Below are 25691 nucleotides of genomic sequence, written 5' to 3' on the forward strand. Positions count from 1 at the left end.
ACGCGGAGAAAATCTTCGACAGGTAGGATGTCGGTTGTTGCCAGACATCCTTGCGGCAGCCAACAGGCAATTTTAATGCATTGCTCAAAGATAAAGAGTACTATCAAACTCAGATTCGATATTCCAAGATTCGAGGCAGTCATGGGCTCAGTCACGCAATACCCACACATTTCTACGGCAGCGATCGATCAGGCAGTCATTGATGGAACTCGCTATAAGGTGATCCATCTGGCGGGTGAACATTACGCTTACGGCTGGTCAGCTGACGAATTGATGCACCAGCACCCGGACTTGAAGCCGGAGCAGGTCTATGCTGCTTTGACGTATTTTTACGACCATTTCGATGAGATGGTCGGGCGCATGCAACTGCTGGATCAGGATCTTGAGCGAGACGCAAGTCGCAATCAACGGCGCTTCCGCGATCGCCAATACCCAGGGCGACGTGCTGAGTGCTTGACGGCAAGGACTTCGACCCGGTGATCGATCACTTCAAATACAATCTGGTAGGGATATCGGCGTACCATCGCGATTCGAGTTTCGTCGATGAAAGGAAGCGAGTTCATCGGATTGACAGAGATTTTATCAATGACTGCCGCGAGCTGGCGATTGAAGTTCTCGGCGACTTCCGGGCCTTTGGCGCGATACCAGTGCCAGGCTTCGACAACTTCTTCGGTCGCTTCCGGTCGGAAAATGACCTGATACTTGTTCAATGAATTACTACGCCATGAGCTTCTGGACCTGCTCCCATGGGATTCCAGGTTCATGACCTAGACGTGCTTGTTCTCGTCGTCGTTGGATTTCTATGATCCATTCTTGTTCGACCGACACATCATCTTTATTTGGCAGACTGTCTAAAAGCATGAGTGCAAGATCTGCGCGTTCTTGCATACTGAGTTCGAGTGCTTGAGACCAGAGGTCTGGTTGGTCATTTGAGATCATAATCGACTGCCAGAAAGCTGCTTGCCTTGTGATGAATTCTGAACGCACCAAAAGTAGTATTCACATAAATCAAAATGAGGTCAACAAGAATTGAAACTTTATGCATCACCTGAAAATCACCCTCGGACTTCGTCGGGCTCTTTTACTGGCGCATCGTCTCACGCAGATGGATGGCAGTGACGAGGGGCAGGGGGATCCGCAGGTGCATGTCCTGTGGTCGGTGTTTTTGCTCGAATCGCGGGCCAGTGAGATTCTGGAGCAGTTGGGGGTGACGTTTGGGGATGTCAAACTTGAATTTCCCCTGGAAGGATTGTCGGAATCGCTGGTGCAGGCAGTGCTCAAGCAGGTCGAGCAGGCGAAGGTCGATGAAATCTTTTCCTTGAGCGTCCTGGATGCAGAACTGCTCGATCTGACGCGTCTCTCCGGCGAAGTCGCGGGACGGATCTCGACGAACATCGAAGCAGGGACGGAGCATTTGCTGGTCGCGATTCTGTCGCAGCTGACGCCCGTGTCGAACTGGTTGCACGAGAAAGGTCTGAGAGCGGAAGCAATCACCGGCCAGATTGGCCAGATGAGCGGACATTCCACGGAAGCAATCAATGTCGACTTCACGTTGACGCCCGCCGCTTCGCCAGCCAGTCACGATCTGCAAGTGCTGCGAATTCTGGATGTGAATCTCAATCGACTCCGTGAAGGGTTACGGGTGGTCGAAGACTTCTGCCGTCTGGCGATTGAGCATCGGATGTTGACCGGTTTACTCAAAGACTTTCGCCATGAAGTCTCGATCGCGGCGACTCGCTACCTCAAGCCTTCCATGATCGCAGCCCGAGACACGCCGGGGGACCTGGGGACTTCGCTGACGACCCCTTCGGAGTATCTCCGCGAAAGTCCTGCTCAGATCGCGGTCATCAACGCCAAGCGGATTGGGGAGTCGCTGAGAACGCTGGAGGAGTATGGGAAAGCGGTCAGCGTCGAGTTTGCGAAGATGTGTGAATCGTTGCGTTATCGGTTTTATTCGATCGAGCAGATGCTCGTGATGTTTCTTGATCGACGCGACAAACTCGCCTCCGCTCGGCTGTACCTGCTCGTGACTGAGGAAATGTGTCCAAATGGATTAGGCCCCCTTATCCGCGATGCGATGGCAGGGGGCGTCGATGTCATTCAACTGCGAGAAAAGGGGATGAGTGATCGTCGCCTGATCGAGACCGCCAAACTGGTCCGCGAGTGGACGCGTGACGCGGGTGTGTTATTCATCGTCAATGACCGGGCAGATATCGCGATGATGGCCGATGCCGATGGAGTCCATGTCGGACAAGACGAAGCGAGCGTCGGCGATGCTCGAAAGATCGTCGGTACTGAGAAGCTGATCGGCGTCTCAACCCATTCGATCGAGCAGGCCCGTCAGGCGGTCATTGATGGAGCCGATTACCTCGGGGTCGGGCCAGTCTTCGTGTCGAAGACGAAGACGTTTCGCAGTGATGAATTTGTCGGACTGGATCTAGTGAAATCGGTCGCGAGCGAGATCGCAACCCCCTGGTTTGCCATCGGCGGAGTCGATGAAGAAAATCTCGTCAGCGTCGTCGAAGCAGGAGCAAGACGAGTTGCAGTAAGCAGCGCCATTTGCGGTGCGGACGATGCACGAGAAGCAACCCGCCGTTTGAAAATGATACTGGGGTAGTGCAAAGAACAGGGCGTGTGCCACGGCTGTGTCAGCCGTGGGATTGGAGCGGGGTGATAGGCCTAACCGCACGGCCGACACGGTCGTGGCACACAGAAAATACTATCAAGCCTCTGCAGCGGGCTTCGGGGCTTCAGCTGTCGCTGGCAGGACAGGATTTGTGGTCGCGTCGGTCGGCTTTTTCGTCTTGGCCGTTTCGCTGTAGATCTGCTGGAGTTTGGCGATTTCGTCAGCGAAGGTCGTTTGTGGATTCATGATGACTCGCTCTTCGTTCTCAACACCAGCAAGAACTTCGACACTGACATCATTAGAGGCGCCCAAGCGAACCGGACGTCGCTCAGCGGTCGTGGTTTTGTCGACATAGACGTAAGTGGACTTCCCGATCGCGATCACCGATTGAACAGGGACTTGAAGCACGCCGCTGCGGTTTTCTGAAACGATCGTGAACGTGCTCGACAGGCCTGGCTTGATATCGATGTTGGCGTCTTCGTGTTTGTGCATCCGGATCTCAACGTCGTAATACTTCTGATCGAAGTTGGGGAATTCGCCATCATTGGGAACAGTCGAGATGTAGCTGATCTCGCCTTTGAATTCATGAGTCGGGAAGGCTTCGATACGCACGTTGACCGGCAGCTTGAGGGAGATCCGCGGGAAATTCGATTCGTGAACTTTAGCTTTGATCTTCACCGCAGAGTTATCGGGCATTTGGAAAATTGGCATGCGTTCGTAGACGCTGGAGCCGACGCGGACTTCGTAGGTGGATGCATAATTGCGGCGCTGTGGTTTCGCATAGAGCACCTGACCGTCTTTGGGAGCAACAATGGTGCAGGCTGCCAGCTGGCGTTCCCAGTAATGCAGACGCAAGTCTTCGTACTCTTTTTGTGATTTGCGGGTGGCGAAGTCAGCCTCGACTTTAGCCATCTCGATCTCGGCTTGCTCCTTGGCCCGCTCCATCTTCGACTTCATGTTCTTGGCTTTGGACTTCAACTCGGACGTCCGTCGTTCATAGGTGAAGTCCGTCAGGACGCGGAGTTCTTCCTGCTTGGCTTCGTAGGTCAACTGCTGTTGAGAGACCTGAAGTTGAGCGGCTTCCAATTCCGTTTGTGAACGGTAGCCTTTGCGAGCCATGCGTTTGGTGAATTCAAGAGATTCGACAGAGCGACTCAGCTTTTCGTTTTCGAGCTGAAGTTCACCCCGCAGCTTTTTCGTCATCTGTAGATATTCACCTTCCAGATAAGCCGCCAGATCGAGCTCCGCCAGCCGAGCGTTGAGGATCGCTTCTTCGATGGTCGATTCGTTCGTGCGTTCTTGAACACCAAGGTTCTTTTCGGCTTCGATCAGCTTCGCATCAGCTTCAACGACGTCGGACATCTGCTGGGCGAGGCGTTCCTGAATCTCGCCCGAATCAAGCTTACACAGAACGTCCCCCTTCTTGACGAAGGAGCCATCGTTGACGATCTCGAGAATCTTGACGTCGCGTTCCACCTCAGAGCTCATCGTGACAGAATCGATGGCTTCCAGGTGACCGTTGCCGTTGACGACGATCTGCAGATCGCCGATGAAAGCAGGCTTGGAAAGGTAGTTCTTCGGCGCGGAACTGGCGGTAAGCGGCATGACTTGCCAGATAACGACGACAGACGCAACAACGGCAACAAGGACCAGAGGCAGGCCAACAGAGAATGTTCGGATAAAGCCAGTTCGCGACATGAACAGTGCTTTCATGATCGGGGGAGACAAAAAAACGTCCGCAGGCGACTCGAGCCTGCTGGCTGTCGAGAAGCCAGGCAAGGCGGTCGTTGGGATGGAGCGTCGGTGGGACAGAATCGAGGCGGTGGGGGGTGTCCGTTGCGAGCAGGAGAGCAACCGGTCACCGGGGTGGGACACATCAGTGTAAACAAACAGATCTGAGTCGCAAGAACGAATTGGCGGATATGGATGGTTTGAGGGGATTTTTTCGAGGAGGGGATTGTTAGGGGGCTAATAAAATGACTGGGCGTCCAGAACGGATGGCGTGCTTCTTGCGGCTTCGCCATCCGGGTTGGGACAACCCGGACTACCCCGAAAGATCAGACGCGTTTCTTAGGGCCAGGGTACGACGAGAGTCGGCGTTTGCGGTCGCGTTTGCCAGTGACCTGGAAAAGCGGAGCGCGGATTGTTTCTGGAGGGTCGAGGCGAAGGTGGTTTTGCTGGAGGAGACGCTGGAGTCGCTGAAGCGGGGTCTCTGGTGTTGATGAGGACTCCGGAATTGCGGCCAAGGCTTCGTCGAGACGAAGTGGTTTGAGAACCTGCTGCAGGGGCACGTTCGCCAGCTCGCCAGCGGTCACAGCCACCTGGACCGACTGCTGGAACATCGTCAGAGTCGTCGGATCAGCGGAAAGCGGCACCTCATGCAGCGGGAGCCGACCCTGATGGGAGGCGAGAAGGTCAGCGACGCTGATGATCGTCTGCAAAGTCGTCAGAGGACGAAGCATCGTAAAGGAGGTCTCTCCAGTGGAGACACTGGCGCTCTGATGATGCTGCCCGATCAAGCTCAGCAGGCCGCTGGGGAGATCGGAAATGCCAGTCGCCAGCGCAACGGCGGCGGTCGCATGGGTTTTGCGAGTCTGTTCAAGTTCCTGCTCGGAAAGAGAACGTCGAGACGGCCGGAAGACACGGGCGATCAAGGGAAGATCACACAAAATCGTCGCCAGAAGCAGTTCTTCGCGGACGATCAATGGTTGATCCTGCAGCATCGCCGCCAGTCTCATTGCATTGAGAATCGGACGGAGTATCTGGCGTTTGATCGGGGAGACCTCGTCGAGGCCGCTGGTCGTGTCGATGAGCAGCCAGTACCAGCATTCGAGCGGCGTGAGCTGGGACTTCAGAAGGCGGGCTTCCTGATCGAGAAGTTCGATCAAAGGGCGGACGATAACGCGCGTCGACTGGAGTTCGCGTGACATGGTGGATTGAATGTCACGTAATTGCTCAGTCATGTCCTGCGTGCGTTTCACCCAGTTCTGGCCACAGCTAAGACGTGCGACCAGACGCTGTTCCAGCCGAAGCAGCTGCGTAATCTGGGAGACATTCATCCGCTCCGGAGCCGACCGGGCAGCGAGTTGAAGTTCCGCATCAATGGCAGCCGAAAAAGCGGTCAATTCCTGCTCGTGCGCCTTGAGCGTGACGCCGTTATCGGTCGTGGCACGTCGGAACTGCCGGGTTTCCAACAATGGAAAAAGGTCAGCCCCCTGATCACGAGAGTCGCTGCGAGGCGCGTGGCTGCGGATCTCCTGGATTTGTTTCATCCAGGGATAAATCGCAGCGGTCGCAGGTCGGGGAGTTGTGTGTGGTTGGCGCATGATGAGCCCGTCTCGTGTGTACGATCAGAGATCTCATCGAACCGGAAAGGGGCTCGTGTGAGGGTGAAAACGGCCGGGGAATTGTAAATATCGCCTTTCCAGCAGGGGGGCGTTATGATCGTCAGGAGAGGCGCCGTTGACCGGTTTTGCCTAAAGGCTCTAAAATTCGTCGCTCGTAGTGATCCTGCGCGGCTTCACCAGTGTCTTCTTAAGTCTTTCCTTCCTTTTCAGTCGATGGCCTGAATCCAGGCAGAATCGAGTGCCCGACGATGTCAACTTCGATGCCCGTTCAAATGCTGCTCAAGGACAAACTCCCTGAGATCACGGACATGATTGTCCAGAGTTATCAAGACCTGGGGACCATTAACCACCTGGGATACTGCCCGCTGCCGAGTATGAATGAGGTGATCGAGATCGTCGAAGATCTCAAGGAACTGCTCTACCCCGGTTACAAGAAGCGACAGAACCTGCACCTGGGGAACATCGAGTATCACGTCGGTGATCTGGTCGATTCGCTCTGCGAACGCATGATTATTCAGATCTGCCGAGCGCTGCGTCACCTCGACATGAAAGAGGGGATCAGCGTCTGCAATAACGGTCACGAACACGACTACGAAAATCTCGCGACCCGAATCGTCGTCGATTTCTTCGAAACGATTCCCGCCATTCGCAAACTACTGGCGACCGATGTCCAGGCCGCCTTCGATGGCGACCCGGCTGCCAAGGGGACCGATGAAATCATCTTCTGCTATCCAGGCCTGGAAGCCGTCACGGTCCATCGACTGGCCCATGAACTCTATAAAGCCGACGTCCCGTACATTCCTCGCATGATGGCCGAGTGGTCGCACGCCCGCACCGGGATCGACATTCACCCGGGTGCACAAATCGGGCCTTCCTTCTTCATCGATCACGGGACCGGCGTCGTCATCGGCGAGACCTGCATCATTCACGGCAACGTCAAAGTCTACCAGGGAGTCACGCTCGGCGCCCTCAGCTTCCCCAAAGACGAAAACGGCACCATCATCCGCGGCGCCAAACGTCACCCGACCATCGGCGAAGGAACCGTCATTTACGCCAACGCCACCATCCTCGGTGGCGACACCCACATCGGCGCCTACTCCGTCATCGGCGCCAGCGTCTCCCTGAGCAAGAGCGTCCCTGCGAGCACGGTCGTCACGATCGATAAACCATCCCTGCGTTTCCGCGAGGCGTCGTGAGGAACAGGGCATAGGGAGTGGGGCTTAGGGCTTGGTAAGAAAGAAGCAAATCGCACTTGAAATAGCGAGTTCCTGAAAAATCGTGCCATGCTTACAGCTTTGGGTAAGCATGCTGCTTTGTTCGACGTTGGCGCGTTCAGAACATGCTTGCTCAAAGCCGCAAGCATGGCACGTTGAGAAGAAGTCTCGCTGATTCTGGACTTCGTCTCCGCGTCCTCTGTTCAACTCTGTTCCCTCTGCGTTCCAGTCCGATCTTCTGCGAGCGCATAAAAAAAGCCTCGCATCTTTGTGGGATGCGAGGCGTTCTTAATTTGCATAACAAAGACAGCTCACCTTAACGCACGATGATTGAATAAGGCATCATCAGCATTTGAGGTTCGTTGTGCAGTTGCAGCAGGCCCCACAGGCCGTTGAGGTGTTGGCTGACCAGCTTGAACTGCTCAGGGAACGTTGCCTTCAGTGTCTGCATCTGACTCAGGACCAGGTTCGACGAAGCGCCGTTCATCGAGACGCCTGCTTCGACATCGCCGAAGAGGGCTTCAAACGGGCTGGTGGCCTTCGGCAAAGAGAGTTCGTCGATCTTCGTGTCGTCAGACAAGCCAGCCAGAGACTTGGCCTTCGCGATGGCATCTGTGAGGGTTCCGACTTCGTCGATCAGGTGGTTCTTGACAGCTGCTTCGCCGGTATAAACTCGACCGCCAGCAAGTTTGACGAGGTCTTCCAGTTTCATCTTGCGCCCTTCAGCGGCTTTCCGGGTGAACTGGCCGTAGATGTCAAGAGAGAGGGCTCGCATGGCGGTCTTCTGCTCTTCGGTGAAGGGAGAGGTCGAGCTCATGATTCCCGAGTTCTTACCGCGAGAAATGATGTCGGTGTTGATACCGAATTTCTCGTACAGACCTTCCAGCGCGAGTTTCATGCTGATGACGCCGATCGATCCGGTGATCGTGCCTGGTTCTGCGTAAATGTAATCCGCACCCATGGAGATATAATACCCGCCACTGGCTGCGACGTTGCCCATGCTGACGACAATCGGCTTCTTACATTCTTCCAGGGCACGCCACATCAGATCGCTGGCGAGTGCACTTCCGCCAGGGCTGTCGACGCGGAGGACGATGGCTTTGACGTTCTGGTTGTCGGAGGCTTCCTTGACGGCTTTGATGATCGTCTCAGAACCCATGACCGAGCCAGAAAGGGGATCGTTCATCGACTTGCCCGTCATGATCGGACCGACAGCGTAAATGATCGCGACCTTCGGCAGCAGGTTCTTCTTCGGCTCTGCTTCGATGCCCATCAGCAGGTTCATCATCTTGACCATCCCGCCGAAGCCTTCAAAGTCGAGGTCGACCTTCTTCTTGCCGTACTTCTCGTCAATCTTGATGACGACTTCTTCCTGGTAACGTTCTTTGATCAGGTCATCAAACTGGTCTTGATAGCACAGCCCATCGAGCAGGCCCAGCTTGTAAGCCTGTTCTGACGAGTAAGGACCGTTGTCGATCAGTTTCTTGATCTCGTCGTTCGATTTGTTGCGAGATTTGGCGAGCGCAGTGACCATCTGGTCGTACAGCGAATCGATGATCGCTTCCATCTCTTCTTTGTACGCAGGGCTCATGTGAGAGCGAGAGTAAGGCTCACCAGCAGCTTTATAATCGCCAACCGCGAGGACTTCCGTCTTGACGCCCAGCTTGTCGAGCATGTCTTTATAGAAACCGATCTCCATCTGAAGCCCTGTCAGCATCAGCATGCTGGCTTCCGGCTGATAGACCTTGTCGCAGGCGGCTCCGATGAGGTAATCACCAGCATTGCCGGATTCGACCCAGGCATAAACAGGCTTGCCCATCGCACGGACCTTGGCGATGGTCGTTGTGATTTCGTTGAGGGTCCCGCGTCCCATCGCAGTCGGCTGGATGTTGAGGAAGATACCATCGATCTTCTTGTCTTCGCCGGCGCTCATCAGGCGTTTTTGAATGTCGGTCAGTTTCTCTTCGAGATCCCCGAACAGGCCTGCTGCTTTGGCCCCTTCGGTGTAGTCATTCTTGATCGTGATCTGAGCCCAGGTGATCGTTTTCGGACCCGCTTCTTTTTCGGTCTTCTCAGCCTTGGCTTCTTTCTTCTGTGTCGCAGTCGCCTGGGCGAGGACTTTCGTATCGCCCGCTTCTGCTTTCGTCATGACGACGTGACTGACACACAGAACGATGGCGAACGCAACGCCATGAAAAACTTCCCAACTGAGGTTGTTCCAGGCAAAGCGACCAGAATTTGAATCGGTCGCAGAGAGTCGGCGTAGCATAAAACGGCGTCCCTTAAGTGAAGGAGAAAAAAGAAAAGCTGCAAGAGTGGCCGAAGACAGACTCATGGTGACGAGCCGAAAAACCTATTCTCGAACGACCTCTGTTACTGACTGCATGCAACTGCGGTTTCGCAAACTTGAGACGAATCGACTTTTCTCGGGAACATAACCATGAGTTGGCGACAGCGGGGGAGCGCAATTCCCGGCATCCGTACATTCGTTACAATCTGAAGTTTAGGCCTGCCAGTCAAGACCGTCAATCTCTTTCCGGGAACCAGCCGTGTTCGCGTAAGTGGTCTTGTGGAAACAGCTTGTCATCGTCAGACTGGAGACAAATGACCGGCAGATCGCCTCGTTTCGTGTTGGTAGTTCGACGCGGGAAGGGCGATCTTGAATCGAGCTTTTGACGAACCGCTTTTAAGACGAAGAACGTTGAGGGTCGAGCAGATGCGACGTCCGTTTCAATTGATCGTTTGCCTGATCACAACCATCGCCACCAGCCTGCTGGCTACCTCAGCCCAGGCTCAGGGAATTCTCTGGTCCCTGCCAGACGCTGGCGGTTGGGTCAGATTCGAAGGCGATTACCGCCAGACGGATTACCGTCCGGAAAATAACCAGGGAGACCTGAACCTCTCCTGGCGCCAGCACCTCGAAATTCGCAGTGTCGGCTCGCAGCAAGCCGAGTACAATGGCGAAACCGTCGAGTGTCGCTGGATCGAAATCGAATCAACGACCGGACGCGCGGAAGGCGAAATCAAGTCAGGCCCCGGCGGTCAGCACATGTACAAAATTCTGGTCCCCGAATCCGTCGTCACAGGACAATCGCGAGACAACAGCCGCATCGCCAATGAGTATCTGCCAATCGTGAAGGGGTATCAGAAGACAGGCGAAGACCCAGTCCGCCCAATCGAAAGCGGCGTTTTTCAAGCCTATCCAGTCTTGGCGCTCCTGCGTCATTATCAGGACCTGACGACAGCCGGCGGACCACAATCGCTGACAGTTCCCGCCGGAACCTTCGAAGCCACTCAGTACGAAGGAACGCTCGTCAGCGAAAGCGATACCTCCCGCACGACCAACAAAGCTCAGATCTACGCAACCAATCAGGTTCCATTTGGCCTCGCAAAATGGTCGGTCCAAATTGACAAAGAACAGCGAGCCTCTTCGGACACACGCGACGGCTTCAAACCACACTCGCAGATCCGTCTGACAATGGACGCCCACGAAGTCGGCACCGGTGCCCAGTCAAAGATCATCGAGAAGTAAAGCTCGCCGTGCGGCCTAAAAGTCGTGCCATGCTCACAGCTTCGGGGTGAGCATGCTGCTTCGTTTGACGTTGGTGCGTTCAGAACATGCTTGCTCAAAGCCGCAAGCATGGCACTTTGAGAGGGAAACTCGCTCGGATAGAAACGGGCTGGTATTAAATCAGGTCCTTCACGCTGCGAATACCAATCTCTTCTTTCGAGAACAATGGCTCTGCGTAGGTCGTGCCGATGGTCCAGCCCCAGTAGCGGGCGCGATCTTTGACATCGTCGATGACCGTCGGGTATTCGGTCGGGCGTCCCTGGATGACCTGACTTTCGTAGGCACGGACCGAGTCGAGCTTCTGGTCGATGACGTTTGAGATATCGAAGACGAACGACGGCTTGGGCTGGTTGCGCATATGAATGCTGAGGTAATACAGGATCTTCGGCGGGTGATAGCGCTCGCCGGGAATATCTGACTTCGAAAGCTTCGACCAGAATCGCCCCGCATCAACAAGAGCCGACGCCGCGACGTGATCCGGGTGAGCGTCTTCCCAGTAATGCGAGAGGATCAGTTTCGGTCGCGTACGCCGAAAGACAGAGGCAACAGCCAGGCGGGCTTCGTCGGTATCGCGAAGATTGCGATTCTTCAAGCCGAGGTTTTCTCGCCAGCTGAGATTCAGAACATTCGTCGCGACGGCAGTTTCACGTGCGCGAATTTCCAGACTGCCATAGGGAGTCGGCTCGCCATCAGTCAGGTCGAGAACGCCGACTTTCAGACCTTGCAGACGAGAGGCAGCGATCAGGCCGCCGACGCTGAGTTCAGCATCGTCAGGGTGTGCCGAAACGACAAGGATATCGAGGTCAATAGCTTCAGACATGACTGCATTTCAATGTGTGTTGGTGATGATTTTGTGTCACAGACTTTCCCGTCTGTGGAGAGAATAAAGTCGAGCAAAGGCTGTAGGAATTACAGACGACTTGCCTGGCGGGGCGAATCTTCTCGACGGAAATCGAAGACCGGGATAATCTCCCCTGTCCCGTCAGCGACCACCTCTGATTATCGCGCTGACAGACCCCCACGGGAAGTCGCCATGAGCATTCACTCTCTCTTTTCACGTCGGCGCATCTTAATTGTCACGATTTCGACCTTATTAACCACGGGTTGCGGACAGATTCGCAATGTGTGGCATAGCTCGATGACAGGCTTCGATCCCTCAACCGGCGACTACGCCGACGACTCGGACGAAGAAGCCGAGAAATGGGTCACAGACGCCGGGACCGAAGGACGATCCGACCAGCCTCGCGAGTATGAAAACGATCCGCTGAAGAAATACTTAACGTCGGAGAAGGCGCTGAGTATTGAGCGGAACCTCGGCTACTATTAACGGTTTGAATCGCCAGACAGGTCGCAAAGTACCCTGCTCACAACGAAAAGTGAGTGGGGTGTTTTTGTTTGGAGTCATGCGAAGTACGAGACGCAACGAGGTCACTGAATAATACCAATCCCAATTTAAGCCCGCGCGGTCACAAAAGTCGTGCCATGCTTACAGCTTTGGGTAAGCATGCTGCTTTATTCGACGTTGGCGCGTTCAGAACATGCTTGCTCAAAGCCGCAAGCATGGCACGTTGGAAAGAAGACGCGCTGAAGTAAGTGGTGACTGGTATAAGCGGGTCCGGTGAGCAGATGGCGCGTTTCTAGTGGCTTCGCCGTCCGGGTTTGGACAACCCGGACTACCCCGTGCATAAAGGAAGAAATTAGGCAGCGCGACGTTGTGGAACAGCAGCCGGTGTCTCGCGGGTGACGCGGTTTTCGTAGACGATCTCAAGAAACTGCGGGAACAAAAGCCAGTCCCCCGGGTTGCGATTCCAGACCTGGGCGATCTGCGTGAAGAACTCCATCTCATACTTGGCGACGGCAAGGTCCTGGACCGCTTCGATCGGGTTGACGTCGCTGACTTCCCACTGCCGTTTGCAGAGGTCGTAGGCTTTCTCGTGCCCTTCTCGCCCTTTGGCAGGAATGTCGTAAATGATCGGCAGATCACCAGCAGCGGCGAATTTCAGCGGAAAGACTCGACAGGCAGCGGGGCGTGATCCGTAAATGCCGCAAGAGCTTTTCGCAGCCGGACCAGACGGCTGAGAACCTTCTTTGAGAAACAGACAGCGTGTCGTGCCAGAAAACTGCTGGCTATTGACGTGCTTTAAGCAGACAACGTACGGCGTGTCCGGATCGTCTTGAAAACGAAAATGCGGCGCGTAATTCCTCGCAATAATGCCATCACGATCTTCCCAGCGACAGGCAAAGTCCCAGAAATCCAGCTTCAGGTCGCCCATGATCGTCAGGATGTCCGCACCCGTGGTCGGGACAGCAAACGATCGGCAACATCCAGCGTGGCAGTCCTGGCAGAGACTCATAACTCGGTCCGTCGTGGCAGGGCGAAAACGCGATTCGGGAGGCGAACGCGCAACGCAAAAGGGGAGGGCTATTATGAAAATGAATCGGCAGATGTGCGAAGCGTGCATCAGGAGAATCGTTACAATCGCTAAACTTTCCTCAGATTAACAGCCTCCCCTCACTCACCGACAGTGTTCGCACACTGGCCGGTCGTTTCGAGATCTGCCAGATTCTGCAGGGACGTGTGAGCGATCGCGGTGAGCGCTTCAGCAGTAAAAAAGGCCTGATGTCCGGTGATCAAGACGTTTGGAAACGTCATCAATCGAGCCAGAACATCATCGTCGATCACCTCGTCCGAAAGGTCACGAAAGAAGAAATGCCCTTCTTCTTCATAGACATCAATACCCAGGTAGCCAATCTGGCCTGACTTGAGACCATCGATCGCGGCACGGGTGTCAATGACCGCGCCGCGCGAGGTATTGATGATCATGACTCCGTGCTTCATTTTTCCGATGGTCTCAGGATTGATGAGGTACTTCGTTTGAGGCGTGAGAGGGCAATGCAGCGAGATGATATCAGACTGGGCGAACAACTCATCGAGTGTCACGAATTTGACGCCAAGCGAATCGCAGGCGGGATTCGGCTTCGGGTCATAAGCCAGTAAGGTGCAGCCAAAGCCAGTCATGATCTTGGCAAACGTGGCCCCGATTTCCCCCGTCCCAATGATGCCGATCGTTCGCCCATGCAGATCGAACCCGACCAGTCCGTTGAGCGAAAAGTTATGTTCGCGGATGCGTGCATGCGCACGATGGATCTTGCGGTTGAGTGTCAGGATCAGGCCGAGAGTATGCTCTGCAACCGAGTAAGGAGAATAGGCCGGGACTCGCACGACCTTGATGCCAAGTTCCCGGGCGGCATCGAGATCGACATTATTAAATCCGGCGCACCGTAAGGAGACGTACTTGGTCCCACCCTGAGCAAGTGTCTGGAGAACGTCTTTATCGAGGGTGTCATTCACAAACGCGCAAACAGCCGGATACCCCTCTGCCAGCGACGCCGTCGTCGCATCGAGTCGAGGTTCGAGGTAAGTCAGGTCATGACGAAAATCGTGACTGGCCTCGCCAAAATACTGACGGTCATAAGGTTTTGTGCTGTAAAATGCGATCTTCATCGAAATGCTGCTTCCGAGTTCGAGTGTTGTCCCGCGTGCGAACCGCGTGTTATCATACAAAACTGGGATCTTGCGCGGTGTGATTATTGAGATGGCGTTAGAAATTCATCCGAGGTGAGAAGGTGAGTATTGCAGTAGACCTCGAACAGGAATTCGAACTGTTTCATCAGTTTGTCAAAGAGAAACTGAAAGCCGAGCCTCATGTGAAGGTCTCGCTGGAAGAGTCTCTCGTACGCTTTCGAGAGTATCAGGCGAAGCTGGATGCGTTGCGATCGGAATTGGAGCCGGCTTGCCAGGCCATCGAGAGAGGCGAAGCGATTCCTTGGGATGCAGCAGCAGTCCTGGAAACTGCCAGAGAAAGACTGAAGAAAAAGGGCATTGTTTAGATGGCCCAGTTTTTCATTTCGATGCAGGCCTACGAAGATCTTCAGGAAATAGTTGACTATCTCGCGACGCAATCCGGCTCATTTGACGTTGCTCAGAAATTCATTTCGGAACTTGACTCCAAGCTGATTCAGTACGCTCGTCAACCAGAAATGGGTACGATAAGAAACGAATTGAGACGCGGTCTTCGCTGTTTCACATTTAAGAAAAATTACGTTGTTTATTACCTCGTTCGCCCGAGTGGAATCGAAGTCGCTCGACTTCTGCACGGCTCACGAGATGTTGAAGGCTTCTTCATTTAATGTCTGACCTGTTCGCATCCCTGCCTCATCAAAGTCGTGCCATCGAAATGTTCCGTCGTGCAGCAGCGCGCGGGCGGTTGGCGCATGCCTATCTGCTGATTGGCCCGGCTGGCTGTGGGAAGGAAGAGTTTGCAAGGTTGTTCGCGCAGGCGATGCTCTGTCGACGGACAGGCGAGACAGAGCTGGCTGCGTGTGGCGAGTGCCCGGGGTGCAAGCAGGTCCTCGCGGGCATGCATCCTGATCTACTGACGGTCGGCCTGCCGGAGGGGAAGTCGGAGCTGCCGATTGATTTGTTCGTCGGATCTGCAGAGCGACGTGGCAAAGAGGGACTGTGTTATGAGTTTTCCCTCAAGCCGATGATGGCAGGGCGACGCATTGCGATCATCTCCGATGCGGATGCGATGAACGAAGCGAGCGCGAATGCGCTTCTCAAAACACTCGAGGAACCCCCCGAGCAGTCGATTTTGATCCTGATGGCTGAGGAGATGGAGCGTCTCCTGACGACGATCAAGAGCCGCTGTCAGATCGTCTATTTCGCGAGTCGTCCGGATCAAGGCAAACAGGAATCCCCCGAAGAGCAGGAACTTCGCCGACAAGCCAGGGGATTGTTCAACAAGCCCCCCTTGGAGCGAGTCCCGCTGGCCAGCGAAGTGATGAAACTGATCGAGACAGCAGGCAAAGAAACCTCCGCCCAGCGCGAAGCCGCTCAGATCATCTTCGAAGCAGCGATTGAAGCCATCCGCGGACAGTTGATCGCAGAATGCGGCATCGAAGAGGGAAATCTCAGACGCTGGCCAGCAGGCAATGGCGAAGAGCCGGAACGATTGGAACGACTGGCAGAAATGATCGAAGCCACGCTGCAGGCGAGTTACCAAGTCTCACGTTATGCATCCATCCCGCTAATCATTGAAGGCTGGCTGGATCAGGTGGTGATGGTCTGGCGAGAGGGATTGAGCGGGCAGCGGGTTTAGAAACGTTGATCGTTCAGGCGATCAAGCCACTATCCTTCTTCTCGGGACGTGTGAGAGAAAGCGACAAAAAGAATTCCGATCTCGTCCAGTGTGTAGACGATTGAATACGGATATCTTTTCACTGGTACTCTTCGCGTGGAACCCAAATACAGAGCGAAGCTGTCTGGTGCTCGCATGATCCGGACGGTTGCCTGATCTATCGCAGTTTCGAATCTCTTAGCGGCATGATGGTCCTGCCGCTCATACCATTGGTAAGCATCTGCAAGTTCCCACACTGCCTTGGGGTGGATTTCGAACTGATAATCAGCCATTCCCGAAAATTCGCTTTCGAGCTTCTTCCCAGGGAATTGCTTCGACTGCACCGCTACGAATCTCGACAATGCGTCGATTTAGCTCTTCGGCAGTGATCGGCTTTCCTGGAGGCGGATCGATTGTTTCCAATAAATCCATTGCAAGATCCATGCGGCTCTGAGGATCTAGTTTCAATGCTTCGTCAAAAAGCTGTGTCTGGTTCATCGTTCGCTCCCAAGTATTGGAGAATTATTCTATCTCGACAAAAGACAATGTAAATCTGAACCTTGCTCAATCGCCTGCTCCACTGGTCATCACGCGGTTCGTCCGATAGGATACGCTGTTCTGAATTGTTTCGACTTAACGACGGATCTCAGCATGAATTATATCGTCCGCTATGGTACGACTCGTCTGCTCGGCGACTTCGAGTGGCGTGGGACCCATGAGCTTTCCCGAGGGCAGGAAGTCATTGCGCGCAGCGATCGCGGGACCGAATGGGGCGAAGTCCTCTGCGTCGCGACCGACAAGAGTCGCGAGTATCTGGAACTCAAAGAGCAAACCGGAAAGCTGCTGCGATTAGCGACCCACGAAGACCGAATGAATCGCGATGAAGTCACACGCCGCGAGCAGGAAGAGTTTCGAGACGGCAAGAAGATCATCGAAGATCACAAACTGCAAATGCAGCTGGTCGATATCGAGCGGATCTTTGGGGGTGAACGCCTGATTTTGTTCTTCCTGTCGGAGAAGCGGATCGACTTTCGCGAACTGGTGAAAGCGCTCGCCAAACGATTCCAGACACGCATCGAAATGCGACAGATCGGCGTTCGCGATGAAGCCAAACTGCTGGCCGATTATGGAGACTGCGGCAAGCCAGTCTGCTGCAATACGCACCTGAAGGAGATGCCTCCCGTCTCGATGAAGATGGCCAAGCTGCAGAAAGCTAATCTCGACCCCAACAAGATCTCAGGTCGATGTGGGCGATTGAAATGTTGCCTGCGATATGAGTATGACACCTACGAAGAACATCAGCGCGAACTGCCAAATGTCGGAGCAACCGTCTTAACCAAGGCAGGGCAGGGGAAAGTCCTCGCTCAGGAGATCCTGTCCAAGAAAGTCCTGATCGACTACGGCGAACGTCGTGTCATGGCGGACGCAAAGGACATTCTGACGGTGGTGAACAAATCGCAGGCAGGCGCTCCGTCACGAGACGCAGCCGAAGACAGTTCCGATCCGGGATTCTCACGAAATTGAGCTTTGTTGTTTTGGTTGCCTGACAAACAACCTGATCCAGGACGCGCGCTCTGGTTGATGAGGGAATCCGAGATTTTCGGTTCTAGGGACGTTTCTGTCTTTATCTGTTTTGACCATTGTCTTAGAATTCGATGTCGGACGAAACTGATCGCAAAGTCTTTTGACTTTCATCTCCTGCTCTCGCACGATGGAAGCAGTGTCCCTTTTACCTCAAGGTTTAGTATGACGACGCGAACCACGAGCACTGGTCATCGTTTTCATCCACACGCCTATCAGTTCGTGTTTGAGGCTCTTCAGCACGCACAGAAAAAGCTGAACCGTGGATTGAGTGAAGATCCGGATGATGAAGGTGCCCATATTTCCGGGCAGGAACTTCTCCACGGAATCCGGGAGCTCGGACAGGATCAGTTTGGCATGCTCGCCAAGACTGTTTTCCAACAATGGGGTGTGCAGAAGACCGAAGATTTCGGCCACATCGTTTTCGACCTGATTGAACGTGGCGATATGCGGAAGACCGACCGAGACCAACTCGTCGATTTCTGTGACGTCTACGATTTCGAAGCGGCTCTGGAACGTGATTACGCCATCGATACTTCAAAAGCCTTCCGATCAAAAAAGCGTGGAAACGCAATATAGATTTGGCGACGTCAGTCGAATAAGCCAGCCCAGGAAGTAGTCTGCTGTCATGACGTCGTCCGGTACTTTCATCGATTCACCGGACGGCAAAATGACGATCGCTTCGCCAGCCGCTGCGAAGCTCCGCATCTGGCCAATCTTTGCTGTTGTGATGGTCATGTTTCTCGCCTGGGTAAGTTTCATGGGCTGGATGGCCGCCAGTTACGCCAACCGACCCCGCATCAACGAGGCTCAGCTGCATCAGGCCCAGTTGGTCATTCTGGGGACTGTCGAAGCAATTGGGATCTCCCGCCGGGATGGCGATGCCAACGTCCCGACGTATCAAGTCGGTGTGAAAGAAGTATTCAAGAATTCCATCGACTTGGAAGTGCCCAGAGCCGTGATTGTCATCGGCGAGGAGGGGCGCGAATGCGACTTTCAAAAAGATTACATCTTTGCAATTTCTGAAGCGGAGCACAGTGAATTCAGTCTTGTCTCCGCTCCGTTTGGGGGCAAGAAGAAAGATGTGCCCTTGTCCTTGGATAACTGGGGTTACGTGGTGACTCCCGACGTGGACGGCTTCGGGACGAAAATCATTTACCCGGACGAGCCAGAGGTTCGGGCTCAGATCGAGGCCTTTTTGAAGGCAGAGACGCCATCCGCTGCTCCGTAAGCCGTGGCAGGATCGGGGCGACGCAAAAAAATGTCAGTTTTTGGAAGAGGCCAGTTGACGGGTATTGGCGAAATTCTCTATTCTCGCGCCGCACAGGTCGAGAACCATTCCTCAATGGTCGGTCGCACGAGACATTTTCAGCGCTAAAAATGCGGTTGCTTGTCATTAGTTGGCGATTTCCCGATTCCAAGGGACCCCAGACGTCAGACGCCTTCCGGTCACTCGTTTGGAAAGACCCTGTTCCTGTGCCGTTATCGGCAGCGAATTGTGCATCGGCTGCCTTCACTGTCGGGAAAGTCTGTGTCCTTCCTCATCCAACCCGTTTCCGCACAACCTGTTCCAGAAAGCAAGCTGAGTAAACTATGAGCGATCTCGTACCAGTCCACGGTGGTTTGAGCCAGCCCGTCAACAAGACTGTCCCTGCTGACAAAATCGACGCCTTCAAAAAAGAGATGGATGGCCTGACCAAGGTTCCTGTCTCCGCTGCTGACCTCTCCACCATCTACCGCATCGCAGACGGCACCCTGAGCCCGCTGACCGGCCCCATGGGCAAAGCCGCCTATGACCTCGTCCTCGACGAGATGGTCGTCATGTCCAACGGAAAGAAATACGCCTGGTCGATTCCGCTCTCGTTCCCAGTGACCACCGAACTCGGTTCACAACTCAAGACCGGCCAGAAAGTTGCCCTGACGAATCCTGAAGGTCAGGCCGTCGCGACTCTGGTTATCTCTGACGTCTTTGAATGGGACAAGCCTCGTTACATCAAAGCCGTCTACGGCACCGAGCGAACCGATCACGCCGGCGCTGACATGGTCCTCAAAGGCGACGCTGACAAGACGCACCTCATCGGCGGTGAACTGGAAGCTCTCCCACAACCGAAGAACCCAGCCTTCGGCAAGTACGTTCTGTCTCCAGTCGAAACACGTGCTCTCGTCGCACAAAAGGGTTGGGACGCCTGCGTCGCCTTCCAGACTCGTAACCCACTCCACCGTGCTCACGAATACGCCCTCGTTTACGGCCTGGAAGACCTGATCCGCCAGGGCAAGAACGCCGGTGCGATTCTGAACCCGCTGATCGGCGAAACCAAGGGTGACGACGTCAACGCCGTCGTCCGCATGGAAACCTACGAGAAACTGATCACCGACCGCGCCCTGGGCGATGGTGACAGCGATCAAGCCCTCTGGGGACCTCGCGGCGAGCAGGTTCCTGATCGCGTTGTCCTCCTCGGCCTGGACCTCAAGATGTTCTACGCCGGTCCACGCGAAGCCGTCATGCACGCCATCTACCGTCAGAACTTCGGCTACTCCCACATCGTCATCGGCCGTAAGCACGCTGACGTCCCTTACGCTGACGGCACTGCCATCTGGGGTGACTTCGACGCTCAAGAGATCTTCAGCAATCTCAGCGGCGAACTCCACGTCAAACCAATCAAAGTCGGCTTCGCTGCCTACTACGATTCGATCGGCCGCGTCGACCTGATGGAAAAACACAAAGACGAAAAACCACTGTTCATCTCCGGCAAAGACGTCCGCGCCACCCTGCAAAAGGGCGAACTGGTCGACCCACGCGTGATGCGCGAGAGCACCAGCCGCATCCTGGGCGCTGCAATGAAGACGGCTTAGTCGAGAGACTTGAGTTTCGAAATCAAAAAAGCCCTGGTGGAAACGCCGGGGCTTTCTTTGTTAGAACATTTCTAGCTATGCATAGTCGGGCACAGATTTTTACTGGAGATTTTGTAAACGGCTCGCAAACTCTCTCAGCATTTTCGCTCGTGCACGATATTGGTCCGCTGTCAGATAGGATCTGAGATGCCCTTTCTCAACTGAGACAGCAGCCTCATCATGTCTGTCTGCACGCTGGTTTGCGGAATCAATAATTGATTCCATCGTGGAGTAATCAACAAGCCTGTCACTCTCAACGATCGCGATTGCCCCTTCAATTGCGCCAGTCTCTGCTGCTGAATAAAAGGCTTCTTCGTCGAAGTAGACGCCGTAGCTAACCAGTAGAATCAGCAACTCGTCTGGGCAATCTGCCGCATGAAAAACAGGCCTGTCGCTGACCTTGATGTTGAGGGTAAGCAAACATCGAACAATATCAAATGCCTTCATGCTCATTGCTAATGCGAGAACATCACGAGTTCCCTGAAGAGCAATGTCAAAGGGGGCTCCGCGTTGGTGAAGATGAGCAATCAGGCTTTCGTCTTTTTGCTTCACTACAAATTCAAACGCCAGCCTTAATGCATGAAGCTCTTTTTCTGACAGTTCTGTAGAAAAGTCAGTTTCTGCTAAGACCGCTCTCCAATTAAAAACACTTGCGAGCACCAACTGCGTTAGTTTGCTGGCGACTTCCGGATGATTGGTTTTTATCTCCGAGATCCGTTCCACCATGGTGAGTCCGTTGGAGAACTCATCACATGTTTCGAAGGGGTCTTGGTCTAAAGTCAGATTGTCGAAAAATTCGTTCAACGAGTTGGCAACCAGATCTGCTTGATCCTCATTCAAGCATCCCTTCTGCGGTATGCCTCGGGCATAGAAAATGACTGCCCCATATTCATCTGGAAGCAATGAAACATAAGCCCGTTGCAGGTATTCATATCCACCAAACGGCAGGTAAGGAGTATAAACCAGGAAATCTTCGTCATCCATCGCCGCTTCTTGAGCGGCTTCCAATTCACTATCGATCCAGCCGTAAAGATCGTGGTAGTGTTTGCTTTCGGGGAAATACAACTCTCGAAGACCGGTCAAGTAAATGTAATTTCCGAAGGTTGCCCGGTAGTCGTAATCCAATGCTCCACCGAACGACGTCTTCCAGAGAGCGAGTAGGTCTCTCGGGATGCGACAGCCTATTTTCTCTTCTACCGCAGCAACTTCTTCGTTTGTGATGGGATTTCTTGCCTCCAGAATCAGCTTTCCGCGATAAACCACAATCCCAAGCTTCCTCAGCACTTCATTTTCGTCATCAGAGAAACTCAAAACTTGCTGCATCATAGAAGGCTCCGTTTTTATTCGTTCAGAACCAATTCGTTATCCGACGGAGTCAGAATATCAGAAGTTGTGCGGATGTCTCGACATAAGCTCCATCGACAACAACGTTATCTGAATGGCTTTTTTTGTTGGAGGTGCGATGTTGACTCGATTACTGTATTCCCATGAGCACTGCCGTCGTCACCACTGACAACAACGAAAAAACCTGGCAGGACAGCCTCGCGCTCCTGCCCAGTAATACGATTCATCGCGTCACGCAGATCGGGATTTTGTGTGCGGCTGCGAATGTGTTGTTGCTGAAAGTCATGGTGATCGCCAATCCTCTCATAGCGGAGTGGATTGATCAGGCGGCTAACTCGCTAGGGTTCACCCGCTCAGGAATCTTCGTCGTACTTTTGACGATGCTTTGCATCATCGGCATTCCAGTGTGGTCCACGATGGCCGCTATTGTCACCTGGATGATGGGATCGGATTGGAAGAATGTCGTCTATAACGCTTACTATGGGCTGCTTGGTTCTTTTGCGATTTTTGGAGCCTGGTTTTATCCCGATTTGTTCGTTGGGTTTCAAGAGATGATCGATGCCATCTGGCCGATGTCGAGCAGCAGATACTGGTATTATTCCAGGGTCTTTAGGAATCTGGCGAGCGGGGCTCAATCGAGTGACGTTTCTGTTTTGTTGATCGGGAGCATCGTGTGTGCTTTTGTCGTGTTCCTCTTGACGATGACAGCGGCGTCCGTTGGTCCGCGCCAATATCAGCTGATTACGTTTCGCTACTTGCCGAAATCGCCGTCGCTGGTGTTCCTGTTGTTCTCCTATCTGCCGGGAGCGGTGCTGGCGCTGACCATGTTTTTTGTCGAAGATCTGCATCTTCCAGCGAGTGAGTTTGTCGCGCTCAACCTGCTCGGGATTGTTCTCGTGCCAGCAATCGCCTGGATTTACAGTCGGCGTTACGAGATGGCGGTGATGTGTTGTTTGAACTATCTGGGGCTGGGAGGAATGGCGATGTGGCTAATGGCGATTTACCGGGCGTAGCAGGCGTGTTTGCCGTTTGTGCGGTAAGTTCAATATCGTTATGAACTCTGCTTGCTCGCCCCATATCGCATTCCGTCCATGAGCAGATCCACCATCTGACGAATGTGGCTGGCGTCTTCCTGATAAATCGTCAGGCACAGCTTGCCGACGGCTAATAAGAGATCAATCGGTTCAACGCCGGGGCGGACGAGGCCGGCGGCGACGGCGATGTCGAGACGTGACTTCAGCGCCGGTTCCAGATGTTCTCGGAAGTAATCGTGGAGAGACGCAAAGGCCGGGTCTCCCGAGTGCAGGGCAGCGGCGAGGCCGCGTTTGGTCGCAATGAACTCCGTGTAGCGGTGCAGCCAGCAGGCCAGCGCGACATCTGGTTCATACTGCTCGCCCAATGTCGCTGCAGCTGCGGCACAGGCATCGACTTCGCGTCGAAAAATGGCCGCGACCAGATCGGAGCGGTTGGGGAAGTGACGGTAGAGAGTCCCCACGCCAACGCCGGCTTTCTCTGCGATTTCGCGAACCGGGGCATCGACTCCCGACGAAATGAAAACGGTCTTCGCGGCTTCTAACAGCGCATCAATGTTGCGCTGCGCGTCGGCGCGCACGCGTCGATCTCCCTGCTCGTGCAGTTCGGAATCATCGGATTTAGGTGGCTGTTTTTTGCTCAACGGACTCCCTCTTGACAAACGGAACGACGTTCCGAATAATACGGAACGCTGTTCCGTTTGTGTTTCGCATCGTGAATTCACCCTGTCGTTAACTGATTCTACGCCGCTCGTTCTTCAAGGAGTATACATGCCTAATCAACCTGTCGCACTGATCACCGGGGCCAATCAAGGCATCGGCTATCAGATCGCCAAAGATCTCGCAGCTCGTGGTTTCACTGTATTCGTCGGCTCCCGCAACTTCGAGAAGGGAGAGGCAGCAGCGAAAACCATTGAGGGGGACGCCCGCGCCATTCAACTCGACGTCACCGTCTCTGCATCCATCGACTCAGCCGCTGCACGCATCGAGAAAGAAGTTGGTCGACTCGATGTCCTCATCAACAATGCCGCGATTTCCAACACGACAGCGACGCCGGGGATGTCAATCCAGGAATACTTTCAACAAACGCGTCCCAGTCGCATCTCTCTGGAGGAAGTCCGCGCGATCTGGGAGACCAATGTCTTCGGCGTGATCGCGGTCACTCAGGCCATGCTGCCGATTCTTCGCAAGACGCCAGGGGCGAGCATCGTCAATGTGTCCAGCGGGCTGGGGTCTTTAGCAACCGTGCTGGATCACTCGTTTCCGTTTCGAACATCGTTTGGCCCCGGCTACGCAGCCTCCAAGACAGCATTGAATGCGATCACCGTCGCCTTTGCGATTGAACTGGAAGCCGAAGGGATCAGGGTCAACTCGGTCTCGCCCGGCTTCACGAAGACGAACCTCAACAACTACGAGGGTTTCGAGACTCTCGAAGAGGGAGCCGAAGAAGCGGTTCGCGTCGCACTCCTCGGCCCCGCTGCACCGACGGGAGCATTCACACACGCCAAGCTGGGAACGATTCCCTGGTAGTGCAGGGTCGCCCGGGTTGTCTCAACCCGGGCGTGCTGCTTCGGCACGAGGGAAACACGGAATGGACGCCCAATGCGCGCTCGACCGTGCTTCTTGCGGCTTCGCCGTCCGGGTTGAGGCAACCCGGACTAACCACAATTTTCACATGGATACGAACAGGCATGTCCGTGCCACTTTAAAACCACTTCCACCACAAGGTCTGTTTATGAAAACGATTCTGATCACTGGCTGCTCCTCTGGCTTTGGCCTCGAAATCGCCCGATTCTTTCTGGAGCGAGACTGGAAAGTCATAGCGACCATGCGGACGCCGAAAGAAGGGATTCTGCCCGCCTCGCCGCATCTCCGCGTGATCCCGCTCGATGTGACGGATGAAGACAGCATCATCAAAGCTGTGGAACTCGCAGGTCCGATTGATGTGCTGGTCAACAATGCGGGCATCGGCATGGCATCGCCTGTCGAGACATCGTCGCTCGAAACGATGCGAGACGTGTTCGAAACCAACACCTTTGGCACGATCGCGATGACACAGGCATTTCTGCCCCAGTTTCGAGAACGAAGATCAGGCGTGATTGTGAATGTCACGTCGAGCGTCACCTTGAAAACGCTGCCTCTGGTTTCCCTGTATACTGCAAGCAAGGCCGCCGTGAACGCCTTCACGGAATGTCTGGCGCTCGAGATGAAACCATTCGGCGTGCGGGCCTGCCTGGTTCTGCCGGGACGCGCCCCAGAAACCCCCTTTGCAGCGAACGGACGCGACCGCATGAAGGGTCTCGACCACGAAGCCTACGCCGAACTGACGAAGAACCTGTTCGCAAGTTTCAGCGAGACAGGCCCTGTGACGCGCTCAACAGATGTTGCGGAAGCCGTGTGGCGGACCGTGAATGATCCCTCTTGCCCGATCAAATTGCCTGCCGGGGAAGATGCGGTCGCGTGGGCGAACATTTCTTAGCAGCCCGCTAAAAATCAACTTGAACCGCTGGGGGCGAGTCTTCTAATTGATGTCTTGCGCAAAATGTAGGGTGCTGGTGAGTCTTCGAACCGCACCAAAACGACATTCATTCGCACAATTGGTGCGGTTCGCAGAGCCTCACCAGCACCCTACAAGGAATTAGAAGACTGCGTCTAAGGTCGCGGGGGATCGCAGAGAAAGAGTAAAACCAACCACGGATGGACACGGAGAAACACGGATGGAGAAAAGAAGATTGAACCGCAGATAAACGCAGGTGGACACAGATAGGGAGAAGGGAAAGGTTTCTTCTCTGTCTTGGATGGTTTGATCAGTGTCCATCTGTGTTGATCAGTGGTTGAATTCTCCTATAGTCGATCCAGGTGTTCAGTGTTCTCGTTCTATAGCCTAGAAATGCTATCGGCACGA

The 25691-nt window shown here is 54.3% G+C and carries 27 protein-coding genes; 15 read left to right on the forward strand and 12 right to left on the reverse strand.

Translation table 11 applies throughout. From position 1 onward, the window contains the following. Nucleotides 1–141 precede the first annotated feature (141 nt). Nucleotides 142–480 carry a DUF433 domain-containing protein gene (locus SH248x_RS18215; protein ID WP_459555737.1) on the forward strand — a complete coding sequence of 113 codons (339 nt, stop codon included), beginning with the start codon at nucleotides 142–144 and terminating at the stop codon, nucleotides 478–480. On the opposite strand, the gene SH248x_RS18220 is transcribed toward SH248x_RS18215, so the two are convergent. Both SH248x_RS18220 and SH248x_RS18225 read right to left on the reverse strand, forming a co-directional pair. Continuing rightward, the gene (locus SH248x_RS18220) at nucleotides 405–764 is read right to left on the reverse strand and encodes a type II toxin-antitoxin system RelE/ParE family toxin (RefSeq protein ID WP_459555738.1); all 360 of its coding nucleotides are present in this window, start codon (nucleotides 762–764) and stop codon (nucleotides 405–407) included. The two genes, SH248x_RS18215 and SH248x_RS18220, sit on opposite strands and share 76 nt — an antisense overlap. Further along, nucleotides 718–939: an addiction module protein gene (locus SH248x_RS18225; RefSeq protein ID WP_459558623.1), complete on the reverse strand. Its 222-nt coding sequence runs from the start codon at nucleotides 937–939 to the stop codon at nucleotides 718–720. Before SH248x_RS18225 ends, SH248x_RS18220 begins: the two co-directional genes overlap by 47 nt. Before the next feature lie 100 nt (nucleotides 940–1039). Between SH248x_RS18225 and SH248x_RS18230 the strand changes: the two genes are divergently transcribed. Beyond that, nucleotides 1040–2617: a thiamine phosphate synthase gene (locus SH248x_RS18230; RefSeq protein ID WP_459555739.1), complete on the forward strand. Its 1578-nt coding sequence runs from the start codon at nucleotides 1040–1042 to the stop codon at nucleotides 2615–2617. A gap of 105 nt (nucleotides 2618–2722) precedes the next feature. Here SH248x_RS18230 and SH248x_RS18235 read toward each other — a convergent pair whose 3' ends face one another. Both SH248x_RS18235 and SH248x_RS18240 read right to left on the reverse strand, forming a co-directional pair. Continuing rightward, entirely contained in the window at nucleotides 2723–4324 is a 1602-nt protein-coding gene (locus SH248x_RS18235) for an efflux RND transporter periplasmic adaptor subunit (protein ID WP_459555740.1), read from the reverse strand. 359 nt (nucleotides 4325–4683) lie between these two features. Further along, the gene (locus tag SH248x_RS18240; RefSeq protein WP_459555741.1) at nucleotides 4684–5952 is read right to left on the reverse strand and encodes a hypothetical protein; all 1269 of its coding nucleotides are present in this window, start codon (nucleotides 5950–5952) and stop codon (nucleotides 4684–4686) included. A gap of 269 nt (nucleotides 5953–6221) precedes the next feature. Here SH248x_RS18240 and SH248x_RS18245 point away from each other — a divergent pair, with 269 nt between their 5' ends. Beyond that, complete coding sequence (locus SH248x_RS18245; protein ID WP_459555742.1) at nucleotides 6222–7169, forward strand: serine O-acetyltransferase; 948 nt, start codon at nucleotides 6222–6224, stop codon at nucleotides 7167–7169. A 334-nt stretch (nucleotides 7170–7503) separates the two neighbouring features. Here SH248x_RS18245 and sppA read toward each other — a convergent pair whose 3' ends face one another. Beyond that, on the reverse strand, nucleotides 7504–9456 hold the full coding sequence (gene sppA / locus SH248x_RS18250) for a SppA family protein (RefSeq protein ID WP_459555743.1): 1953 nt from the start codon (nucleotides 9454–9456) through the stop codon (nucleotides 7504–7506). A gap of 447 nt (nucleotides 9457–9903) precedes the next feature. Between sppA and SH248x_RS18255 the strand changes: the two genes are divergently transcribed. After that, the gene (locus SH248x_RS18255) at nucleotides 9904–10719 is read left to right on the forward strand and encodes a hypothetical protein (protein ID WP_459555744.1); all 816 of its coding nucleotides are present in this window, start codon (nucleotides 9904–9906) and stop codon (nucleotides 10717–10719) included. Nucleotides 10720–10873: 154 nt separating this feature from the next. Here the strand turns inward: SH248x_RS18255 and bshB1 are convergent, their stop codons facing one another. Next, nucleotides 10874–11578 carry a PIG-L family deacetylase gene (gene bshB1 / locus SH248x_RS18260; protein ID WP_459555745.1) on the reverse strand — a complete coding sequence of 235 codons (705 nt, stop codon included), beginning with the start codon at nucleotides 11576–11578 and terminating at the stop codon, nucleotides 10874–10876. A gap of 213 nt (nucleotides 11579–11791) precedes the next feature. On the opposite strand from bshB1, the gene SH248x_RS18265 reads away from it, so the two are divergent. After that, the gene (locus SH248x_RS18265; RefSeq protein WP_459555746.1) at nucleotides 11792–12085 is read left to right on the forward strand and encodes a hypothetical protein; all 294 of its coding nucleotides are present in this window, start codon (nucleotides 11792–11794) and stop codon (nucleotides 12083–12085) included. A 370-nt stretch (nucleotides 12086–12455) separates the two neighbouring features. Here SH248x_RS18265 and SH248x_RS18270 read toward each other — a convergent pair whose 3' ends face one another. Both SH248x_RS18270 and SH248x_RS18275 read right to left on the reverse strand, forming a co-directional pair. After that, nucleotides 12456–13112, reverse strand: coding sequence for a YkgJ family cysteine cluster protein (locus SH248x_RS18270; RefSeq protein WP_459555747.1), 657 nt, complete (start codon nucleotides 13110–13112; stop codon nucleotides 12456–12458). Nucleotides 13113–13270: 158 nt separating this feature from the next. Then, entirely contained in the window at nucleotides 13271–14263 is a 993-nt protein-coding gene (locus SH248x_RS18275; RefSeq protein ID WP_459558624.1) for a 2-hydroxyacid dehydrogenase, read from the reverse strand. Between the two features lie 122 nt (nucleotides 14264–14385). On the opposite strand from SH248x_RS18275, the gene SH248x_RS18280 reads away from it, so the two are divergent. The 3 genes from SH248x_RS18280 to SH248x_RS18290 are packed head-to-tail and all read left to right on the forward strand — an operon-like array spanning nucleotide 14386 to nucleotide 15920. Then, nucleotides 14386–14649 (forward strand): hypothetical protein, encoded by a 264-nt coding sequence (locus SH248x_RS18280; RefSeq protein ID WP_459555748.1) that lies wholly within the window; start codon nucleotides 14386–14388, stop codon nucleotides 14647–14649. Continuing rightward, complete coding sequence (locus SH248x_RS18285; RefSeq protein WP_459555749.1) at nucleotides 14650–14949, forward strand: type II toxin-antitoxin system RelE/ParE family toxin; 300 nt, start codon at nucleotides 14650–14652, stop codon at nucleotides 14947–14949. Then, nucleotides 14949–15920 (forward strand): AAA family ATPase, encoded by a 972-nt coding sequence (locus tag SH248x_RS18290; protein WP_459555750.1) that lies wholly within the window; start codon nucleotides 14949–14951, stop codon nucleotides 15918–15920. Before SH248x_RS18285 ends, SH248x_RS18290 begins: the two co-directional genes overlap by 1 nt. 29 nt (nucleotides 15921–15949) lie before the next feature. On the opposite strand, the gene SH248x_RS18295 is transcribed toward SH248x_RS18290, so the two are convergent. Then, entirely contained in the window at nucleotides 15950–16231 is a 282-nt protein-coding gene (locus SH248x_RS18295) for a type II toxin-antitoxin system RelE/ParE family toxin (RefSeq protein ID WP_459555751.1), read from the reverse strand. After that, nucleotides 16224–16436 carry an addiction module protein gene (locus SH248x_RS18300; protein WP_459555752.1) on the reverse strand — a complete coding sequence of 71 codons (213 nt, stop codon included), beginning with the start codon at nucleotides 16434–16436 and terminating at the stop codon, nucleotides 16224–16226. The genes SH248x_RS18295 and SH248x_RS18300 overlap by 8 nt, the downstream gene beginning before the upstream one ends. A 153-nt stretch (nucleotides 16437–16589) precedes the next feature. Between SH248x_RS18300 and SH248x_RS18305 the strand changes: the two genes are divergently transcribed. From SH248x_RS18305 to SH248x_RS18320, 4 genes are all read left to right on the forward strand, one after another. Further along, a complete protein-coding gene (locus tag SH248x_RS18305; protein ID WP_459555753.1) occupies nucleotides 16590–17462 on the forward strand; it encodes a PSP1 domain-containing protein in 873 nt (290 codons plus the stop codon). 222 nt (nucleotides 17463–17684) lie between these two features. After that, nucleotides 17685–18098, forward strand: a complete 414-nt coding sequence (locus tag SH248x_RS18310; RefSeq protein ID WP_459555754.1) for a Minf_1886 family protein — start codon at nucleotides 17685–17687, stop codon at nucleotides 18096–18098. Between the two features lie 91 nt (nucleotides 18099–18189). Then, nucleotides 18190–18750, forward strand: a complete 561-nt coding sequence (locus SH248x_RS18315; RefSeq protein ID WP_459555755.1) for a hypothetical protein — start codon at nucleotides 18190–18192, stop codon at nucleotides 18748–18750. 362 nt (nucleotides 18751–19112) lie between these two features. Further along, on the forward strand, nucleotides 19113–20372 hold the full coding sequence (locus tag SH248x_RS18320; protein WP_459555756.1) for a sulfate adenylyltransferase: 1260 nt from the start codon (nucleotides 19113–19115) through the stop codon (nucleotides 20370–20372). Between the two features lie 99 nt (nucleotides 20373–20471). Here SH248x_RS18320 and SH248x_RS18325 read toward each other — a convergent pair whose 3' ends face one another. Next, complete coding sequence (locus SH248x_RS18325) at nucleotides 20472–21737, reverse strand: SMI1/KNR4 family protein (protein WP_459555757.1); 1266 nt, start codon at nucleotides 21735–21737, stop codon at nucleotides 20472–20474. Nucleotides 21738–21898: 161 nt separating this feature from the next. Between SH248x_RS18325 and SH248x_RS18330 the strand changes: the two genes are divergently transcribed. Further along, nucleotides 21899–22768 (forward strand): hypothetical protein, encoded by an 870-nt coding sequence (locus tag SH248x_RS18330; protein ID WP_459555758.1) that lies wholly within the window; start codon nucleotides 21899–21901, stop codon nucleotides 22766–22768. A 38-nt stretch (nucleotides 22769–22806) separates the two neighbouring features. Here SH248x_RS18330 and SH248x_RS18335 read toward each other — a convergent pair whose 3' ends face one another. Continuing rightward, complete coding sequence (locus SH248x_RS18335; protein ID WP_459555759.1) at nucleotides 22807–23430, reverse strand: TetR/AcrR family transcriptional regulator; 624 nt, start codon at nucleotides 23428–23430, stop codon at nucleotides 22807–22809. Between the two features lie 127 nt (nucleotides 23431–23557). Here SH248x_RS18335 and SH248x_RS18340 point away from each other — a divergent pair, with 127 nt between their 5' ends. Together SH248x_RS18340 and SH248x_RS18345 are read left to right on the forward strand one after the other, a co-directional pair. Then, nucleotides 23558–24316 (forward strand): SDR family oxidoreductase, encoded by a 759-nt coding sequence (locus tag SH248x_RS18340; protein ID WP_459555760.1) that lies wholly within the window; start codon nucleotides 23558–23560, stop codon nucleotides 24314–24316. A gap of 205 nt (nucleotides 24317–24521) precedes the next feature. Beyond that, nucleotides 24522–25265: an SDR family oxidoreductase gene (locus SH248x_RS18345; RefSeq protein ID WP_459555761.1), complete on the forward strand. Its 744-nt coding sequence runs from the start codon at nucleotides 24522–24524 to the stop codon at nucleotides 25263–25265. The last annotated feature ends 426 nt before the right edge of the window (nucleotides 25266–25691 follow it).

The sequence above is a fragment of the Lacunimicrobium album genome, from assembly GCF_052161635.1.
Classification (GTDB): Bacteria; Planctomycetota; Planctomycetia; order Planctomycetales; family Planctomycetaceae; genus SXPC01.

Excerpts from the sequence above, each read along its gene's own strand:
- SH248x_RS18310 (WP_459555754.1), top strand. The coding sequence starts at position 17,685 with ATGACGACGCGAACCACGAGCACTGGTCATCGTTTTCATCCACACGCC.
- sppA (WP_459555743.1), bottom strand. The coding sequence starts at position 9,456 with ATGCTACGCCGACTCTCTGCGACCGATTCAAATTCTGGTCGCTTTGCC.
- SH248x_RS18255 (WP_459555744.1), top strand. The coding sequence starts at position 9,904 with ATGCGACGTCCGTTTCAATTGATCGTTTGCCTGATCACAACCATCGCC.
- SH248x_RS18330 (WP_459555758.1), top strand. The coding sequence starts at position 21,899 with ATGAGCACTGCCGTCGTCACCACTGACAACAACGAAAAAACCTGGCAG.
- SH248x_RS18305 (WP_459555753.1), top strand. The coding sequence starts at position 16,590 with ATGAATTATATCGTCCGCTATGGTACGACTCGTCTGCTCGGCGACTTC.
- SH248x_RS18235 (WP_459555740.1), bottom strand. The coding sequence starts at position 4,324 with ATGTCGCGAACTGGCTTTATCCGAACATTCTCTGTTGGCCTGCCTCTG.
- SH248x_RS18215 (WP_459555737.1), top strand. The coding sequence starts at position 142 with ATGGGCTCAGTCACGCAATACCCACACATTTCTACGGCAGCGATCGAT.
- SH248x_RS18315 (WP_459555755.1), top strand. The coding sequence starts at position 18,190 with ATGACGATCGCTTCGCCAGCCGCTGCGAAGCTCCGCATCTGGCCAATC.
- SH248x_RS18340 (WP_459555760.1), top strand. The coding sequence starts at position 23,558 with ATGCCTAATCAACCTGTCGCACTGATCACCGGGGCCAATCAAGGCATC.
- SH248x_RS18295 (WP_459555751.1), bottom strand. The coding sequence starts at position 16,231 with ATGGCTGATTATCAGTTCGAAATCCACCCCAAGGCAGTGTGGGAACTT.
- SH248x_RS18325 (WP_459555757.1), bottom strand. The coding sequence starts at position 21,737 with ATGATGCAGCAAGTTTTGAGTTTCTCTGATGACGAAAATGAAGTGCTG.
- SH248x_RS18230 (WP_459555739.1), top strand. The coding sequence starts at position 1,040 with ATGCATCACCTGAAAATCACCCTCGGACTTCGTCGGGCTCTTTTACTG.
- SH248x_RS18320 (WP_459555756.1), top strand. The coding sequence starts at position 19,113 with ATGAGCGATCTCGTACCAGTCCACGGTGGTTTGAGCCAGCCCGTCAAC.
- SH248x_RS18240 (WP_459555741.1), bottom strand. The coding sequence starts at position 5,952 with ATGCGCCAACCACACACAACTCCCCGACCTGCGACCGCTGCGATTTAT.
- SH248x_RS18275 (WP_459558624.1), bottom strand. The coding sequence starts at position 14,263 with ATGAAGATCGCATTTTACAGCACAAAACCTTATGACCGTCAGTATTTT.
- bshB1 (WP_459555745.1), bottom strand. The coding sequence starts at position 11,578 with ATGTCTGAAGCTATTGACCTCGATATCCTTGTCGTTTCGGCACACCCT.
- SH248x_RS18345 (WP_459555761.1), top strand. The coding sequence starts at position 24,522 with ATGAAAACGATTCTGATCACTGGCTGCTCCTCTGGCTTTGGCCTCGAA.
- SH248x_RS18300 (WP_459555752.1), bottom strand. The coding sequence starts at position 16,436 with ATGAACCAGACACAGCTTTTTGACGAAGCATTGAAACTAGATCCTCAG.
- SH248x_RS18220 (WP_459555738.1), bottom strand. The coding sequence starts at position 764 with ATGAACCTGGAATCCCATGGGAGCAGGTCCAGAAGCTCATGGCGTAGT.
- SH248x_RS18290 (WP_459555750.1), top strand. The coding sequence starts at position 14,949 with ATGTCTGACCTGTTCGCATCCCTGCCTCATCAAAGTCGTGCCATCGAA.
- SH248x_RS18285 (WP_459555749.1), top strand. The coding sequence starts at position 14,650 with ATGGCCCAGTTTTTCATTTCGATGCAGGCCTACGAAGATCTTCAGGAA.
- SH248x_RS18225 (WP_459558623.1), bottom strand. The coding sequence starts at position 939 with ATGATCTCAAATGACCAACCAGACCTCTGGTCTCAAGCACTCGAACTC.
- SH248x_RS18245 (WP_459555742.1), top strand. The coding sequence starts at position 6,222 with ATGTCAACTTCGATGCCCGTTCAAATGCTGCTCAAGGACAAACTCCCT.
- SH248x_RS18265 (WP_459555746.1), top strand. The coding sequence starts at position 11,792 with ATGAGCATTCACTCTCTCTTTTCACGTCGGCGCATCTTAATTGTCACG.
- SH248x_RS18270 (WP_459555747.1), bottom strand. The coding sequence starts at position 13,112 with ATGAGTCTCTGCCAGGACTGCCACGCTGGATGTTGCCGATCGTTTGCT.